Below are 15142 nucleotides of genomic sequence, written 5' to 3' on the forward strand. Positions count from 1 at the left end.
ATCCTATTCAAAAAAATTGTAAATTTAAACAGGCACAATTCAGAAACAGTGGGCTAATTTTCAACCATAAAACTTAATCAGGAGGCCTGTTTATGAGAATTACAATTGCATACAATCTCCGCACCGACGACACCGAAGCCACCGCAGAACTCCTTACCGAAGAGGACATCAACCGAATTTCCAATTCCATCAGCAGCCTTCAGCACACCGTAACCGTGGTGGAGGTTTCGGGCAAACCAAATGCTGTAGTGGAACACCTCATTGAAAGCGAACCCGACCTGGTTTTTAACCTGGCCGAAGGAACCATCGGCAGTTCGCGGGAAGCTTTTTATCCCGGGCTGTACGAACAACTGGGGATTCCGTTCACAGGTGGAAATGCTTCGCTGCTCCACCTCAACCTCGACAAACATCTTGCAAAAACGGTGCTGGCATCGCGGGGAATAAACGTTCCAAAAGGTGCGCTCATTACTGAAAAAGAGCGAAATATTCCTGCTGATTTACGCTATCCGCTCATTATAAAACCCAACTCCGAAGGCTCGAGCAAAGGAATACAACAAGACTCGGTGGTTGAGAATGCGGAACAGGCAGCCGAACGAATCAACAATCTGCTAAACCATTATCCTGCCGGTTTGGTTGTTGAAGAATTTATTGAAGGACGGGAATTGAGTGTTCCTTTTATTGAAAGTTTTCCCGGGAAACTACTCGATATCGTGGAACACACTTTCGACCTGAAAAAAATCGGCGGGAAATACAACATCTACGATTACGATATGAAACAGGGTGGCGAAGCCGCCAAATCAGTAAAAGTGGTTTGCCCGGCCCACATCAGCCACCACGAAGAGAAGGCAGTGATAAACATGGCCCGCCAGGTTTTCGACATCATGTCATGCCCCGACATGGGCAGGGTGGACATACGGCTGCATACCAGCGGAGAGCCCTATTTTATAGAACTCAACCCGCTGCCCAGTCTCCACCCCGATGCTTCACTCATGAAAGCAGCTGGTTCACGCGGTCTCGGATATCGGGAGGTTATGCGGTTAATCATTCGTTCTGCCGCACGACGGTACGGTATTCCATTAAGATCTCCCAGACAATTGAAAAAAGAGGATCTAAAAACAGATACATCGCGGCCAACAGCCCGTGAACTGGGCATTCAGATTGGCCGGATGCGACCGGGTGTGCAAAATGCCATTACCGATGTAAAAGGCGTTCGCGTGGGGCATTTCTCACGAATAGAAGATAATGTTCAAATTCCTTCGGGAACCGAAACCGGGGTTGTACGCACAGGAGTCACGGCAATTATGCCGGCCGGACAAACCTATGCCAACCGGCTGGCTGCCGGTGGTTTTATCCTGAACGGAGTGGGCGAAATGGCCGGGCTCACCCAGGTGTTGGAAACCGGCTGGCTCGAAACGCCTGTGCTCCTTACCAATTCTCACTCTGTAGGCCGTGTGCATGCAGGGGTAATCAATCACATGATAAAAAAATACCCCAAACTTGGTACCGAAACCGATGTGGTTTTACCTGTGGTTGGAGAAGCCGACGACTCCTTCCTGAACGATGTACGGGTGGGAAACTGCTCGTCTCAGGATGTAGTCAGGGCCATTGAAGCGGCCACTTCAGGAGCAGTTGTTCAGGGTTCGGTTGGCGCAGGAACAGGCATGACAAGTTTCGATTTTGCAGGCGGCATCGGCACTGCATCGCGTATTTTAGATTTTCCGGAAGGAAAGACCTACACTTTGGGTGTGCTTGTACTTTCCAATTTCGGTAAGATGCGCAATTTAACTATCGACGGGGGCGTTATTGGCCGTCAGCTCGACAAGGAGTTTGAACAACAGGGGCGCAGGGTTTCATCCGACGGGTCGGTAATTGTGGTAATTGCCACTGATATTCCGCTCATCAGCAGCCAGCTGAACCGGATTTCCAAACGGGCAGCGCTCGGGCTTGGCCGGACCGGTTCGTATGCTGCATCAACCAGCGGTGAAATTATTATCGCTTTCAGCACTGGCAACCGGAAACCCAGACAGGCAAGTGACAACAGCCGGTTTATCACATTAAAAAGTATTTCCGACGTCTATATTAATCCGGTGTACGAAACCGTTATGGAAGCCACCGAAGAGGCTGTAATCAATGCCATTTTCTGTTCCGGCGGAATGAGTGGACGCGAACAGCGTTGGTGTCCGCCAATACCACACGACCGTGTAATTGAGTTGCTGAATAAAGGGAAAACGATTCAGAAAAAGAGGCACAAATAAAATTTCAAAATGAAAAATACCTGCTTCACCAAAATAATAATTGACTGCAAATGAAAGTAATTGAGAAATACAACGACAGTCTGCACAATCCGTACTGGAAATACCAGCTTGGACCAGAAGCCTACGAAGTAAAAGACACGCCGCAGCGGGTGGAAGAAATAAAAAAAGTTTTGCGCACCGATGGACGTTTTGAATTTATTACCGCACAAACGTTCCCCGAACGGTTAATTGCAAAGCTGCACCCTTACCACGACTATATTTTCAACACCTCCCAATCGCTGAAAGATGACAAGGAAGAATTTTATCCGGACCTCTTCCCGGGCGAGGGGGCGCATCTCAAAAAAAAGGCTGACTCGCCGCTTTGGGGCGGCATTTGGTGTACCGATGCAGTTACTCCCATCAAAAAGAAAACTTACGAAGTAGCACGCGCTTCGGCAGAAACGGCATTAACCGGCGCCAAATTGTTGCGCGAAGGCAAAGAGCAGGCTGTTTATGCTTTATGCCGGCCGTCCGGGCACCATGCAGGGCCACGTGTTTTTGGCGGGTACTGCTATTTCAACAATGCCGCCACCGCTGCCGAATACCTGCTGTCATCAGGCAAAGTTGCCATTGTGGATATCGATTATCATCACGGAAACGGAACCCAGGAATTTTTCGATGAAATTAAATCGGTGTTCACCTCATCAATACACGGTAATCCTGAATTTGAGTATCCCTATTTCTGGGGTTATTCCGAAGAAAAAGGAAAAGGTCAGGCCATTGGCACTAACCATAACGAACCGCTACCTGCGGGGACACAACTTAAAGCATACAGCCAGGCGCTGGAACGAATCCTGCATCAAATTCAAAGTTTTTCTCCTTCCTACCTCATCATATCAGCAGGGTTCGACACCCATGAAACCGATCCCATAGGCAGCTTTAAGCTAAAAACGGATGATTACACCCAAATCGGAAGGCAGTTCAAATCGCTCGGGTTGCCCACCTTAATTTGCCAGGAAGGCGGGTATAATCTGAATGTTATTGGCGAATGTGTAAAAAATTTCCTTTCGGGATTTCTCGATCAATCTTAAAAAAAACACATTTTAGTATTTTAATTGGATTACTTCTTGCCTTTCAGCTTCTGATTCACTAAATTGAAGAAAATTCAATTTTTTAAAAGATGGAAAAATTGCTAAAAATTGCCTTTAATGAATTAGGCACCGAAGAAATAGCAGGAGAAAACCATAATCCTGAAGTATTGAAATACGCCACAGAAACCGGTATTAAAGGAATTACCCGCGATGAAATTCCCTGGTGCAGCACGTTTGTAAACTGGGTGGCCTGGAAAGCCGGCCTGAAACATTCGGGAAAACCCAATGCACGTTCGTGGTTAAATGTGGGCACGAAAGTCACCAGCCCCGAACCGGGCGATGTGGTGGTTTTCTGGCGCGAAAGCCCACAATCGTGGAAAGGCCATGTGGGATTTTTTCTGGGTCTTTCGCCCGACCGCAAACGGGTGTATTGCATCGGTGGTAATCAGGGCAACCGCGTTTCGGTTTCGGCCTACCGGCTTAGCACAGTACTCTCCTATCAGCGGCTTGCTCCGGCCGACAAACTCGAGATACCTGGTCCGGTTCTGCAAATTGGCAGCCGCGGAAAAGCAGTTGTTGCCCTGCAGGATGCGCTAAAACTGCTGAACATTAACGTGGGAACCTCTGATGGCGCTTTTGGCCCAAAAACCGAAGGTGGCGTTAAAGAATTGCAAACCCGGAAAACAGAACTGGAAATTGATGGCGTATATAACAACAAAACACGTGATTTGCTGGAATCGCTTTTTCAGGCCTGACAATTCATAAAATTTTTCTGAAGTAAAATCAAAAGCATTAAATTATGGGAAAAAAAGTAGCTGAATTAACCGTTTCAGAATTTCAAATACTGCTAAACGATTATTTCGCAGAGCCGGTCAAGCGGTATAAAATGACATTCGATGAGATAAAAGATCTGGCAGAACGCCTGAACCGGAAAATTGATGTTCCGCTCGTTAAAGAAACCAAAGAAGAAAAAATCCTCATCAAAATTATTCTGAAGATTGATACCTTTCTGTATGACAATCTGCCAAATGAATTTTACGATTTGATACGAAGTACCGACCGCGGAATTGACGATAAAGAGGCCAAACGCTTGGTGAGGCGGCTTTCGAAGTCAGCCAATAAAAGAATCGACATTCCTTACATACCCGAGTTTGCCGAAAAATTTGCCTTTCGTTTTGTTATCGGCATGGTGGTAAAGGCAGCCCGTAAAAAACTCAACTTCGATAAAGTCCGTGCTGACTCAGATAATATGGTGGTGCCCGACTCAGACGAGGACATTGAAAAAATGGTAGAAGATTAATTCCAAAGAACAATTCAAAACCACCCAAACCTTTTTTACTTCCCGGAGAATTTGACTATTTTGGTTGAGTTAATTAAAACCAGAAATTCATACCAATGAAACCAAAATTCAATATCGCTATTCTGGGCTGCGGGAAAGTAGCCCACCTTCATGCCAAAGCCATAAAAAACCTGCCAAATGCAAATCTGGCGGCTGTTTGGAGCCGCACAACCGAAACAGCTCAAAAATTTGCGGAGCAATACAATACAACAGCCTTTGTATCCATTTCAGAAATGATTAAAAAAGCTTCGGTCGATTTGGCAATTGTTTGCACCCCGCATCCGTTTCATCGCGAGCCAACCATTGAAGCCGCAAAAGCCGGTGCGCATGTACTGGTTGAAAAACCGCTGGCTTCAACACTCGAAGACAGCGATGAAATGATAAATGCCTGTAATGTAGCAGGTGTAAAACTCGGGGTCATCAGCCAGCGGCGCTGGTACGCCCCTGTAATGCGGGTGAAAGAGGCCATCGATGCCGGTAAAATTGGCAACCCGGTTTTCGGCACCATTAATATGCTGGGCTGGCGCGATAAAAACTACTACGATGCCGATGCCTGGCGCGGCACCTGGAAGATGGAAGGCGGCGGTGTGCTGGTTAACCAGGCGCCCCACCAATTAGATATACTGCTTTGGTACATGGGCGAAATTGACGAAGTGTATGGATTGTGGAAAAACCTGAACCATCCCTACATTGAAGTGGAAGACACAGCTGTAGCAATTGTAAAGTTCAAAAATGGCGGCATCGGAAACATCATTGTCAGCAATTCGCAAAAACCCGGAATTTACGGAAAAGTGCAAGTGCATGGCGAAAACGGAGCCTCGGTTGGCGTTCAGACAGATGGTGGCGCTATGTTCGTGGCCGGCATGTCCAACGTGCTGGAGCCGCCGGTAAACGACTTGTGGACTGTTCCGGGCGAAGAAAGATTGCTTGAAAAATGGGTAAAAGAAGATTCAGATCATTTCAATTCCATCGATCCCACAATTTTTTACATGGAAAAACAGATTGAAGACTTTTTGCATGCCATTGAATCAGAAACGCAGCCAATGGTAACCGGCGAAGATGGCCGCAAAACCGTGGAACTTTTCACAGCCATTTACCGTTCAACGCGCGATAACCGGCCTGTGAAATTTCCATTGAAACCTGAAAACAAACCGGATATGGACGGGCGACTGACCGGTTTATAAGCCGGAATATCTGAGGAACTCTTCGCGAACCGATTTTTCTTTAAACCTGCCCCCGTATTCTGCAGTTACCGTTGTGCTGCTTTCGTCTTGTATGCCGCGGCACGATACACACATGTGTTTGGCATCGATTACCACAGCCACATCTTCGGTTTTCAGTACCTTTTTGAGTTCATTGGCAATTTGAACGGTCAGCCGTTCCTGAACCTGCGGGCGACGTGCAAAATAATCCACAATCCGGTTAATTTTGCTCAGCCCAATGACCTGTCCACTGGAAATATACCCAACATGCGCCTTTCCAACAATCGGTAAAAAATGATGCTCGCAAAACGAGTTCAGGTTAATATCTTTTTCCACCAGCATTTCGTTGTACTTAAATTTATTGTCGAAAACCGAAATGGCTGGTTTATTATCCGGATTGAGGCCATAAAAAATTTCCTGCACAAACATTTTGGCCACGCGGTGCGGGGTTCCCTGCAGGCTGTCATCGGTTAAATCGAGCCCCATAGTCGCCATTATATCCCGGAATTTATCTTCAATAACAGTCATCTTCTCAACATCAGATTTTTCGAATGCATCGGGGCGCAATGGTGTTTCAGCAGAGGTGCCAACATGATTTTCACCCAGTATTTCATAGCCATTCAACTTTCCTTTTGAATGGCCGTTTCCGTTGAGTTTGGCTTTTCCATTTCCGTTAACACCTTGAAGTATCATTTCGTTTTTCATTTTTTCCAGAATTTTAATTCATTGCTTTTTCAATTACTCATGATTTCCCAAACAGCTATTGCAGTTTTTTGTTTAAAAAAACCAAGTCAACAAATAAACAAGAATCGTATAGCAAAACATTTCCAACTTTACTACTGAAAAAAATTGACTGATTTTTTTTCAGGAAGTATCCCTTTCAACGACATTTTATTTAATTTTAGGGGGAGAAAATCGAACCATTAAATTATGCTGAAGACTTTTAAAATTTTATTGTTATTAACCTGTATAAGCTCTTTTTCGCTGTTGTACGGCAATCCCCCTTTGTCGGGAAAAAGCACACCGCAACCCAATATCGTTTTAATTATGGTTGATGACCTGGGGTACGGCGATTTATCAGTTACCGGTGGCGAAGATATTCACACACCGCACATTGATGAGCTGTTTGAAAACGGCATGACTTTTACCAACTTTTACGCCAATTCCACAGTTTGCTCCCCCACCCGGGCCAGCCTGCTGACCGGCCGGTATCCCGATTTGGCAGGAGTGCCGGGAGTAATCAGGACACATGAAAACAACAGCTGGGGATATTTTAACGAAAACCTCCCCACCCTTCCGCAAATGATGAAAAAAGCCGGCTACCGGACAGCCATGGTGGGCAAATGGCACCTGGGGCTGGAATCGCCTAACCTGCCCAACGAGCGGGGATTCGATTTTTTTCATGGTTTTCTGGGTGATATGATGGACGATTATGAAACCCACCTCAGGCACGGCATAAATTACATGCGCATGAACGAAAAAGAGATTGAACCGGAAGGCCATGCCACCGATCTCTTTTCCGACTGGGCCATCGATTATATCAAATTACAACAAAGCAGCAATACACCCTTTTTTCTGTACCTGGCCTACAACGCCCCGCATTTCCCCATTCAACCTCCCGAAGAGTGGGTAGAAAAGGTCAAGAACCGCGAACCTGAACTTTCTGATCTGCGGGCTAAAAATGTAGCTTTTGTGGAACATCTCGATGATGGAATCGGCCGGGTAGTGAAAGCCCTCGATGAGTTCAAGCTTACGAAAAACACTCTCATTATTTTCACGTCCGATAACGGAGGACACCTCCCCAGCGGAGCGTCAAACGGAAACTTGCGGGGCGGCAAACAGGATATGTACGAAGGAGGCATTAAAGTGCCCACCTGCTTTGTTTGGAAAGATGGCATCAAACCGGGAACGAAAACCGAAAACCTGGGACTGACCATGGACATTTTTCCAACTCTTTGTGAAATTACAGGAAGCAAAATCAACCATGAAACAAACGGCATAAGCCTATACCGCACATTAATGGGAAATTCGCAGGTAACCGACAACCGCGTGGTTTATTTTATGCGGAGAGAGGGCGGCAAATATGGAGGTCTGTGTTATTATGCCGTCAGACAAGGGCAGTATAAACTGGTTCAAAATACACCTTTTGAGCCTTTTCAACTTTTCAATCTGGATACGGATTCCAGGGAACAAATACCATTGCTGCCGTCATCCGAAAAATTTACAGAGCTGAGGTACCGCTTGTCGCAACACATTCGTGAAGCCGGGAAAATACCGTGGCAGAAGTAAATGTGGGCCAGAGTTTGCCAAATCTGTTAAAAAAGCTAATTTAGCCACCCTCAAAAAAATCTGTAAAACCTACTGGTGTGAAAATAGTTAAGATCAAACTTCACTGGCAAATTCTTATCGCCCTCGTTTTAGCAGTTTTATTTGGATATTATATTCCCCAGGGAGTAAAATATGTTTCATGGGTGGGCGATATTTTTCTGCGTGCCTTAAAAATGATAATTATCCCGCTGGTTTTCAGTTCTATTATTAGTGGTGTTTCCAGTATTGGAGGCGGAAAAAACCTTGGAAGGCTCGGCATTAAAACTCTTTTCTACTATTTATCAACCAGCACGTTGGCCATTGTTACAGGATTAGCAGTAGTGAACCTGGTTAAGCCCGGCGTGGGCGTCGATTTGGGATTTTCCAAATCAGTTGAAGGACTGGAAGAACATGCCGGTTCGGTCAGAGATATTTTTTACAGACTGATTCCCGACAATGTGATTGATGTGATGGCACGCGGGGAAATACTTCCTGTTATCTTTTTTGCCATCCTTTTTGGCTATTTCATAACTCAGGTTGGAAAAAAATACAAAGAATCACTCTCCACATTTTTCGATGCCATGTTTGAAGTGATGATGAAATTAACTATGTTCATTATCCGTTTTACCCCGCTTGGAATTTTCGGAATTGTTTCGGCCGAAGTCGCACGCAACTCCGAAGACCTGGCCAGCGTTGCCGGCAGCCTGGCCATTTACAGCCTCTGCGTGGTTTCTGCACTGCTTTTTCATGCATTTGTAACACTTCCCGTTATTGTGCGCGTGGTTGGAAAAGCACATCCTTTCAGGCATTTAAAAAATATGGCAACACCGCTGCTCACCGCATTTTCAACCTCTTCGTCGAGTGCCACGCTTCCGTTAACAATGGATGCGCTGGAACACAACAGCGGCGTTTCCAATAAAGTTACAAGTTTTACTTTACCCCTTGGAGCCACCATCAACATGGACGGGACGGCCCTTTATGAATGTGTGGCTGCCATGTTCATCGCCCAGGCTTATGGTGTCGATTTAACTTTCGGACAGCAAATACTGGTTGTTATTACTGCACTGCTGGCATCAATAGGTGCAGCCGGAATTCCAATGGCCGGGCTGGTAATGATTACTGTGGTACTGTCGGCAGTCGGCCTTCCGCTTGAAGGCATCGGCCTGATTCTGGCAGTTGATCGAATCCTCGATATGCTGCGTACTTCAGTTAATGTTTGGAGCGACAGCTGCGGCGCAGTAACCATTGCACGGTCGGAAAATGAGGAAACCAGCGTTGCCGTTTGAAGGAAATCGCAGGTTAACAAAAAAATTTAACTTTTTTAAGATTTCCGAATTCCCGAAATATTTATTTTTGCGAAAATTTCAGCAAACGGAAAAACAAAAAATAATGAGCGTGAAAAATTTATTTAAACTAGTATTTCTACTTGTCATTCTGTTTATTTCCACACAGTGTAAAAAAAACAACGACGACATTCTTTACAACCGGAGTTACATCGACGAAATTAAACCAGCCCGGGAAAAACTAGTTTTCTTTATAAGAACGAATTTTGTACCGGGAGGAACATTTGCCATTGCCAAAGACGGTGAAATGATATACTCCGAAGGAATTGGACTGGCCTCGAAAGATCTTGAAGTACCCGTTACCCGGAATACCAAATTCAGAATTGGTGAACTTTCCGAGCTGTTTACCAATCTTATTTTTCACCGCATGGTAAAAGAGGGCCTGCTGCATCCCGATTCCACTATTCAAAATTATTATCCCGCTTTCCCCGAAAAACAATACCCGCTCCCTTTGCATCACCTTGTTCAGCAAACATCGGGTTTACGTAACCCCAAAGTTAACGAACGCGATCAAATGGCTTTGAATGTGAGCCTGAAAAGAGGGATTGAATTATTCCGCAACGACTCACTAGCTGCCCAACCCGGGTGGTACCAGTCGCCCAACATATTCAACTACAACCTGCTGGGAGCCGCCATGGAAGAAGTTTCCGGCAAAAGATTCCACAATCTTCTGAAAACGTATGTTACCGACACGCTTCATCTTCAGAACACCGTTACTGATAATCCATTTATTACCATAAAAGGCCGCACCAATTTTTACGACTACAACTATATTTCGCAGGTAGTTAATGCCACTTCCAAAGATTTACGTTTTCGTGCACCATCGCAGGGAATCCTCTCCAATGCGGAAGATCTTGTGAAGTTTGGCAATGCAATGCTCTTTTCCGACTATTTTACGGAAATTATTGATGATAATTTTTTTGAATCAATTCCACTTTACAACAATATACCCTCGCAAATGGCCAACGGCTGGATGTTGATGACCGACACCAGCGGGCGTACCATTTACGGCAAAAGCGGAACAGTTACCGGAGGCACTGCTGCAATGCTGGTTTATCCTGACGAAAAACTGGTTGTGGCAGCTGTTGTAAACCTTACAGGGTTAACCAATCAGATGCCTGTTTTCGACATGGCCCAACCATTTTTACATGAACCGGAAGACGGTGCACAAAATACCGGGGAGGAAGAAAGCGAACCGGCCAGGGCAGATTCAACATCTCAAAAATAAGTGCGAAAACTGGGGGTTTGCATAAAAAATTCTATCTTAGTTAATTAAACAAAAGACTGATATGGAAACCCTTGTTTTATTGGGAGTTTTAATTGGACTGGCCGGGGGAATTGGTGCCACCGCTTACTATTTCAGAAGCCGGAAAACCAACGAAGTACAGGATCAATCCACACTATTGCTCAACAAAATAAAACAGGTATGCAAACTCATCACTATCGAAGGTGAATTTTCGGAAGTATTTGCCCACCGCGACGGGAAGAGTGTGTTTTTCAAATTGCTGCAACTCGAGAAAAAAGCGTTGCTGGTTGTAAAAGCCAAAGTGCTGATTGGCTTCGACCTGGCAAAAATTAATATTGAAATGAAACCCGAACAGAAAAAGGTTGTCATTTCGCACTTTCCCGATCCGGAAATATTAGGTATGGAAACCGATTTGGAATATTACGATGTGCAAAAGGGAATGATCAATAAATTTTCGGAACTCGATTTGAATAAAGTGAATAAAAAATCGAAAGAGTTCATCCGGGAGAAAATTGAACAAAGTTATCTTTTTGACATCGCCCGAAACCAGGCTACCGATACAATGGGCGTTATTCACCAGTTAATCGATTCGGTTGGCTGGTCACTCGAAACCGAAGAAATCAAACTCCCGCGGCCGGAAGAAAAAAGAAAATTATCGGATTAACGACTGCATTTTATGCAGGATTATGCCCGGAAAATTTTGGCTTTCAATAAAATTCTGAATCAATCTTCTGAGAAAAGCGATTCAACAAATTCCCGTCTTCTGAAAATTTGCAGGTGCTCCATTTTCTCACCAATCCCGATGTATTTTACCGGGATTTTAAACTGATCTGAAATTCCGATAACCACGCCACCTTTGGCGGTACCGTCGAGTTTGGTCAATGCCAGTGCAGTAACTTCGGTAGCTTTGGTAAACTGTTTGGCCTGCTCAAAGGCATTCTGCCCGGTTGAGCCATCGAGGATCAGCAGCACCTCATGTGGTGCTCCGGGAACAATACGAGCCATCACCTTTTTAATTTTCGAGAGCTCGTTCATCAGGTTTACCTTATTGTGTAATCTCCCGGCAGTGTCGATAATTACCACATCGGCATTTTGAGCTTTTGCTGATGAAAGTGCATCGTAAGCTACGGATGCCGGGTCGGAGCCCATTTTTTGTTTCACAAGTGGAACATCAACGCGTTGTGCCCATATTTCGAGCTGCTCAATAGCTGCTGCCCTGAAAGTATCGGAAGCTCCCAAAACAACTGACTTACCGGCTTGTTTGAACTGGTAGGCCAGTTTGCCAATGGTAGTGGTTTTACCTACTCCGTTTACCCCCACAACCATAATCACATAAGGTTTCTCCGTTTCAGGAATATCAAAATCCGACACATCCCCGGAATTGTTCTCATCGAGCAATGCGACAATTTCTTCTTTTAAAATGGAATTCAATTCATCAATGCCCATGTATTTATCGCGGGCCACACGTGCTTCAATCCGTTCAATAATTTTCAGTGTGGTATCAACGCCCACATCCGAGGTAATCAATACTTCCTCAAGGTTATCGAGCACCTCATCGTCCACTTTTGATTTTCCAACGACTGCCCGTCCGAGTTTTTTAAAAACACTCTCCTTGGTTTTTGAAAGGCCTTTATCGAGGTTTTCTTTTTTATTTCTGGTAAAACTTCCGAATATTCCCATGATTATTTTATTTGAAAGGGCTAAAAATAGTAAATAATTCTTTTTTGGGGGAGTGAGGCATCAGAATAAAAAAAAGCTTCCACCAGTTGATGAAAGCTTTTTTTGTGTGTAAAAACCCGTCACACTATTTCTTAAAATAGTCTTTTACCTCGTCGTTGGTAATAACTTCTTCTTTAAACATGTATCCGCCGGTTTCGGGTGATTTAATCATTTTAATCACTTTTGAATGGCCTTTACCGGCACCTTTTTGTAATGTTGCAACCGCTTTCTTTGCCATAACTTACTATTTTATTTCTTTATGAACTGTAACTTTTTTCAATACAGGATTATACTTTTTCAACTCGAGCCTTTCGGTTGTATTTTTCCTGTTTTTGGTTGTAATGTAACGTGAGGTTCCCGGCATACCGCTATTTTTATGCTCGGTGCACTCCAATATAACCTGAATCCTGTTGCCTTTACCTTTTTTTGCCATTTCCCAAAGTCTTTAAATTTTTTCAATAAAACCTTTTTCCTGTGCTTCCTGAAGTGCGGCTTTTACACCTTTTTTATTAATTGTGCGGATTCCTGCAGCCGAAACTGTAAGTTCAATCCAACGATTTTCTTCAGGATAGTAAAATTTCTTTTTAAACAGGTTAACATTAAATTTCCTTTTAACCCTGCGTTTCGAGTGGGAAACTGTGTTGCCCACCATTGCTCTTTTACCTGTTATCTGACAAACTCGTGACATTTTTATATAATTTCTTGATGTACAAACAAACACGTTATTTTAACGGCTTGCAAAGAAAGTACTTTTTTAATAAATAATCAAGTTGTAGTGCAAGTTTTTCCACAAACATTTAACATTAAATTGTAAACATCATGCTTTTGACAGTATTTACGAAATGAAGAAGTATGCCAAAATGCACATCATTTCAAAACTCTCACTATTTTAGCGGCAAAAATAAAAATTTAAATGGATTATCTGTTAATTGTTTTGGGCGCGCTGTTTATTATAGCCGGGATTTTAGGAGGCATTTTACCTGTTTTGCCCGGCCCGCCACTGAGTTACGTTGGATTACTGCTTCTTCATTTTACTGAAAAATACCAGTTCGAAACCCGCTTTTTAATTATCTGGCTTATTGTGGCTGCTGTAGTTACCGTAGCCGATTATTTTATTCCGGTTTGGGGAACCAAGCGGTACGGAGGCAGCAAACAGGGAATCTGGGGCAGCATCATCGGGCTCGTCATCGGGCTGTTCTTTTTTCCGCCCTTCGGAATTATTATTGGTCCGTTTCTTGGTGCCGTTGCCGGAGAACTTGTCGCGGGCAAAGATTCAGGTTCTGCCCTGAAATCCGGCTTTGGATCGTTCATGGGCTTCCTTTTGGGGACACTCATCAAACTGATTGCCTCCGGCCTGATGGCGTGGCATTTTGGCAAAGAATTATTTTTTGGTTAAAAAGGAACATGAATTATTCTTTACTGCCGTTCCAGTACTCACTGCACCTTTGCTCTTCTGCAATTCTTAAAATAGAAAATCCCAAATCTATTGCCCGTGTAAAATCATCGCAGGCTTTTTCTTTAAATCCCAGTTCCCAGTTGGCCAGACCGCGCAGAAACCAGGCATTTTTATTTCCCGGTTCCAGTTCAATAGTTTTGTTGCAATCGGAAACAACTCCTTGCATGTCATTTGGGAAACGGGTTCCGGCCCGGTTAATCAAAGCCCGCGCATCATCAGGGTTTTGCTGAAGGTAAACATCCAAATCAGTTTTGGCTTCAGCAGATTTCCCCAGGGCCAAATAAATCCTTGCCCTTTTTAAAATCAATTCGGGTTGTTCTTTTTCCCAAATTTTTTGAGACAGTTCACCGAGCAACTCCTCAAAATTGGGTTTTGTCCAAAAGCCCATGGTCATTTTAATGCGGCCGTTGCACATATCATCAACCAAATCGAAGGAAAGATAATAATCATTATTTTCAAATTTATAAACACCCGGCTCCGGACACATCGCACCTTCTTTATCGTTGAATGAGATGGTTTTTCCATTGATTTGATAATCTGTTACCACATCAGTGTTTTGGTCGATTCCAAAATCAACTTCAACTTTTCCATCATCCCGGAACTCCAAAGCAACTGGTCCGGTTTGGGTCATCCTTACCCATTTGCCTTCAACAGGATTTGAACCGGCTTTTTCCTGCGCATTAAAAAAACCGCAAAAAAGAAATGCGAAAATTGTTAGTAGTTTCATTGTTTAAATTTTATTGATTTGAGTTGTTTTTCTTTTTCAGGGCAATGAGAAGAATTATTCCGGCACGGGCAACGATGAACACAAAAATTCCGAAAAGCGGATCGACCAGCGACATTTTCAGTCCGCTGGCCAGTAGATGTGGTGTTAGTTCGCCGGCAGCCTCCACCTGGTCAAAAGCGTGAATTAATCCAAAAGTTCTCCCCAAAAATCCCCATGCCACTGCAAACCAACCAATGTGATTAATCAGGCTTACTGCCTTTTCGTGATTTGCTTTTTTTAGAAATGCCCAAATAAAGAGGCCAATGATTACAAGAAGCAGCATAAAAATGGGAACTGTAAAAACAAGACCTCCGTCGATAAATTTTCCAACTAATCCATTCATGAGATTTGATTTTTAAATTTGTACTGAATCAAAAATAGGGCAGATTCAGTTCCCATTATTTTTTATGAGACGGCTGAATGAATTTATCCGCTTTTC

At 44.0% G+C, this 15142-nt stretch carries 17 protein-coding genes; 10 read left to right on the plus strand and 7 right to left on the minus strand.

Translation table 11 applies throughout. The features are described from left to right. Positions 1-92 precede the first annotated feature (92 nt). The 5 genes from BUC07_RS20490 (at position 93) to BUC07_RS02860 (ending at position 5848) form a co-directional block, all read left to right on the plus strand. A complete protein-coding gene (locus BUC07_RS20490) occupies positions 93-2255 on the plus strand; it encodes a P1 family peptidase (RefSeq protein ID WP_083578061.1) in 2163 nt (720 codons plus the stop codon). Positions 2256-2305: 50 nt separating this feature from the next. Then, positions 2306-3325, plus strand: coding sequence for a histone deacetylase family protein (locus BUC07_RS02845; RefSeq protein WP_073165237.1), 1020 nt, complete (start codon positions 2306-2308; stop codon positions 3323-3325). A gap of 89 nt (positions 3326-3414) precedes the next feature. Further along, entirely contained in the window at positions 3415-4080 is a 666-nt protein-coding gene (locus BUC07_RS02850; protein WP_073165240.1) for a C40 family peptidase, read from the plus strand. A 44-nt stretch (positions 4081-4124) separates the two neighbouring features. Then, positions 4125-4625: a hypothetical protein gene (locus tag BUC07_RS02855; protein ID WP_073165242.1), complete on the plus strand. Its 501-nt coding sequence runs from the start codon at positions 4125-4127 to the stop codon at positions 4623-4625. A 95-nt stretch (positions 4626-4720) separates the two neighbouring features. Next, positions 4721-5848, plus strand: a complete 1128-nt coding sequence (locus BUC07_RS02860) for a Gfo/Idh/MocA family protein (protein WP_073165245.1) — start codon at positions 4721-4723, stop codon at positions 5846-5848. On the opposite strand, the gene folE is transcribed toward BUC07_RS02860, so the two are convergent. Continuing rightward, positions 5843-6571 carry a GTP cyclohydrolase I FolE gene (folE, locus tag BUC07_RS02865; RefSeq protein ID WP_245792614.1) on the minus strand — a complete coding sequence of 243 codons (729 nt, stop codon included), beginning with the start codon at positions 6569-6571 and terminating at the stop codon, positions 5843-5845. The genes BUC07_RS02860 and folE overlap by 6 nt on opposite strands. A gap of 225 nt (positions 6572-6796) precedes the next feature. Here folE and BUC07_RS02870 point away from each other — a divergent pair, with 225 nt between their 5' ends. The 4 genes from BUC07_RS02870 to BUC07_RS02885 all read left to right on the plus strand — a co-directional run bounded on the left by BUC07_RS02870 (position 6797) and on the right by BUC07_RS02885 (position 11426). Next, positions 6797-8155, plus strand: a complete 1359-nt coding sequence (locus BUC07_RS02870; RefSeq protein ID WP_073165247.1) for a sulfatase family protein — start codon at positions 6797-6799, stop codon at positions 8153-8155. Between the two features lie 77 nt (positions 8156-8232). Continuing rightward, positions 8233-9459, plus strand: a complete 1227-nt coding sequence (locus BUC07_RS02875) for a dicarboxylate/amino acid:cation symporter (protein ID WP_073165250.1) — start codon at positions 8233-8235, stop codon at positions 9457-9459. Positions 9460-9568: 109 nt separating this feature from the next. Next, on the plus strand, positions 9569-10744 hold the full coding sequence (locus BUC07_RS02880) for a serine hydrolase domain-containing protein (protein WP_175552450.1): 1176 nt from the start codon (positions 9569-9571) through the stop codon (positions 10742-10744). 61 nt (positions 10745-10805) lie between these two features. After that, entirely contained in the window at positions 10806-11426 is a 621-nt protein-coding gene (locus BUC07_RS02885; RefSeq protein ID WP_073165256.1) for a DUF4230 domain-containing protein, read from the plus strand. Between the two features lie 59 nt (positions 11427-11485). On the opposite strand, the gene ftsY is transcribed toward BUC07_RS02885, so the two are convergent. The 4 genes from ftsY to rpmB all read right to left on the minus strand — a co-directional run bounded on the left by ftsY (position 11486) and on the right by rpmB (position 13169). Continuing rightward, a complete protein-coding gene (gene ftsY, locus BUC07_RS02890; protein WP_073165259.1) occupies positions 11486-12442 on the minus strand; it encodes a signal recognition particle-docking protein FtsY in 957 nt (318 codons plus the stop codon). 124 nt (positions 12443-12566) lie between these two features. Continuing rightward, positions 12567-12719, minus strand: coding sequence for a DUF4295 domain-containing protein (locus BUC07_RS02895; protein WP_073165262.1), 153 nt, complete (start codon positions 12717-12719; stop codon positions 12567-12569). 6 nt (positions 12720-12725) lie between these two features. Then, on the minus strand, positions 12726-12914 hold the full coding sequence (rpmG, locus tag BUC07_RS02900; protein WP_073165265.1) for a 50S ribosomal protein L33: 189 nt from the start codon (positions 12912-12914) through the stop codon (positions 12726-12728). A gap of 12 nt (positions 12915-12926) precedes the next feature. Beyond that, positions 12927-13169: a 50S ribosomal protein L28 gene (gene rpmB / locus BUC07_RS02905; protein ID WP_073165267.1), complete on the minus strand. Its 243-nt coding sequence runs from the start codon at positions 13167-13169 to the stop codon at positions 12927-12929. A 225-nt stretch (positions 13170-13394) separates the two neighbouring features. Here rpmB and BUC07_RS02910 point away from each other — a divergent pair, with 225 nt between their 5' ends. Next, complete coding sequence (locus tag BUC07_RS02910) at positions 13395-13877, plus strand: DUF456 domain-containing protein (RefSeq protein WP_073165270.1); 483 nt, start codon at positions 13395-13397, stop codon at positions 13875-13877. A gap of 13 nt (positions 13878-13890) precedes the next feature. Here BUC07_RS02910 and BUC07_RS02915 read toward each other — a convergent pair whose 3' ends face one another. Together BUC07_RS02915 and BUC07_RS02920 are read right to left on the minus strand one after the other, a co-directional pair. Continuing rightward, complete coding sequence (locus BUC07_RS02915; protein ID WP_073165273.1) at positions 13891-14664, minus strand: tetratricopeptide repeat protein; 774 nt, start codon at positions 14662-14664, stop codon at positions 13891-13893. A 10-nt stretch (positions 14665-14674) separates the two neighbouring features. Beyond that, a complete protein-coding gene (locus BUC07_RS02920; protein WP_073165276.1) occupies positions 14675-15046 on the minus strand; it encodes a MotA/TolQ/ExbB proton channel family protein in 372 nt (123 codons plus the stop codon). Between the last annotated feature and the right edge of the window lie 96 nt (positions 15047-15142).

Source organism: Tangfeifania diversioriginum (assembly GCF_900141875.1).
Lineage (GTDB): Bacteria > Bacteroidota > Bacteroidia > Bacteroidales > Prolixibacteraceae > Tangfeifania > Tangfeifania diversioriginum.

What these genes read in the sequence shown, in the direction of transcription:
- BUC07_RS20490 (WP_083578061.1), top strand. Translation starts at nt 93, where the DNA reads ATGAGAATTACAATTGCATACAATCTCCGCACCGACGACACCGAAGCC.
- BUC07_RS02845 (WP_073165237.1), top strand. Translation starts at nt 2,306, where the DNA reads ATGAAAGTAATTGAGAAATACAACGACAGTCTGCACAATCCGTACTGG.
- BUC07_RS02850 (WP_073165240.1), top strand. Translation starts at nt 3,415, where the DNA reads ATGGAAAAATTGCTAAAAATTGCCTTTAATGAATTAGGCACCGAAGAA.
- BUC07_RS02855 (WP_073165242.1), top strand. Translation starts at nt 4,125, where the DNA reads ATGGGAAAAAAAGTAGCTGAATTAACCGTTTCAGAATTTCAAATACTG.
- BUC07_RS02860 (WP_073165245.1), top strand. Translation starts at nt 4,721, where the DNA reads ATGAAACCAAAATTCAATATCGCTATTCTGGGCTGCGGGAAAGTAGCC.
- folE (WP_245792614.1), bottom strand. Translation starts at nt 6,571, where the DNA reads ATGAAAAACGAAATGATACTTCAAGGTGTTAACGGAAATGGAAAAGCC.
- BUC07_RS02870 (WP_073165247.1), top strand. Translation starts at nt 6,797, where the DNA reads ATGCTGAAGACTTTTAAAATTTTATTGTTATTAACCTGTATAAGCTCT.
- BUC07_RS02885 (WP_073165256.1), top strand. Translation starts at nt 10,806, where the DNA reads ATGGAAACCCTTGTTTTATTGGGAGTTTTAATTGGACTGGCCGGGGGA.
- ftsY (WP_073165259.1), bottom strand. Translation starts at nt 12,442, where the DNA reads ATGGGAATATTCGGAAGTTTTACCAGAAATAAAAAAGAAAACCTCGAT.
- BUC07_RS02895 (WP_073165262.1), bottom strand. Translation starts at nt 12,719, where the DNA reads ATGGCAAAGAAAGCGGTTGCAACATTACAAAAAGGTGCCGGTAAAGGC.
- rpmG (WP_073165265.1), bottom strand. Translation starts at nt 12,914, where the DNA reads ATGGCAAAAAAAGGTAAAGGCAACAGGATTCAGGTTATATTGGAGTGC.
- rpmB (WP_073165267.1), bottom strand. Translation starts at nt 13,169, where the DNA reads ATGTCACGAGTTTGTCAGATAACAGGTAAAAGAGCAATGGTGGGCAAC.
- BUC07_RS02910 (WP_073165270.1), top strand. Translation starts at nt 13,395, where the DNA reads ATGGATTATCTGTTAATTGTTTTGGGCGCGCTGTTTATTATAGCCGGG.
- BUC07_RS02915 (WP_073165273.1), bottom strand. Translation starts at nt 14,664, where the DNA reads ATGAAACTACTAACAATTTTCGCATTTCTTTTTTGCGGTTTTTTTAAT.
- BUC07_RS02920 (WP_073165276.1), bottom strand. Translation starts at nt 15,046, where the DNA reads ATGAATGGATTAGTTGGAAAATTTATCGACGGAGGTCTTGTTTTTACA.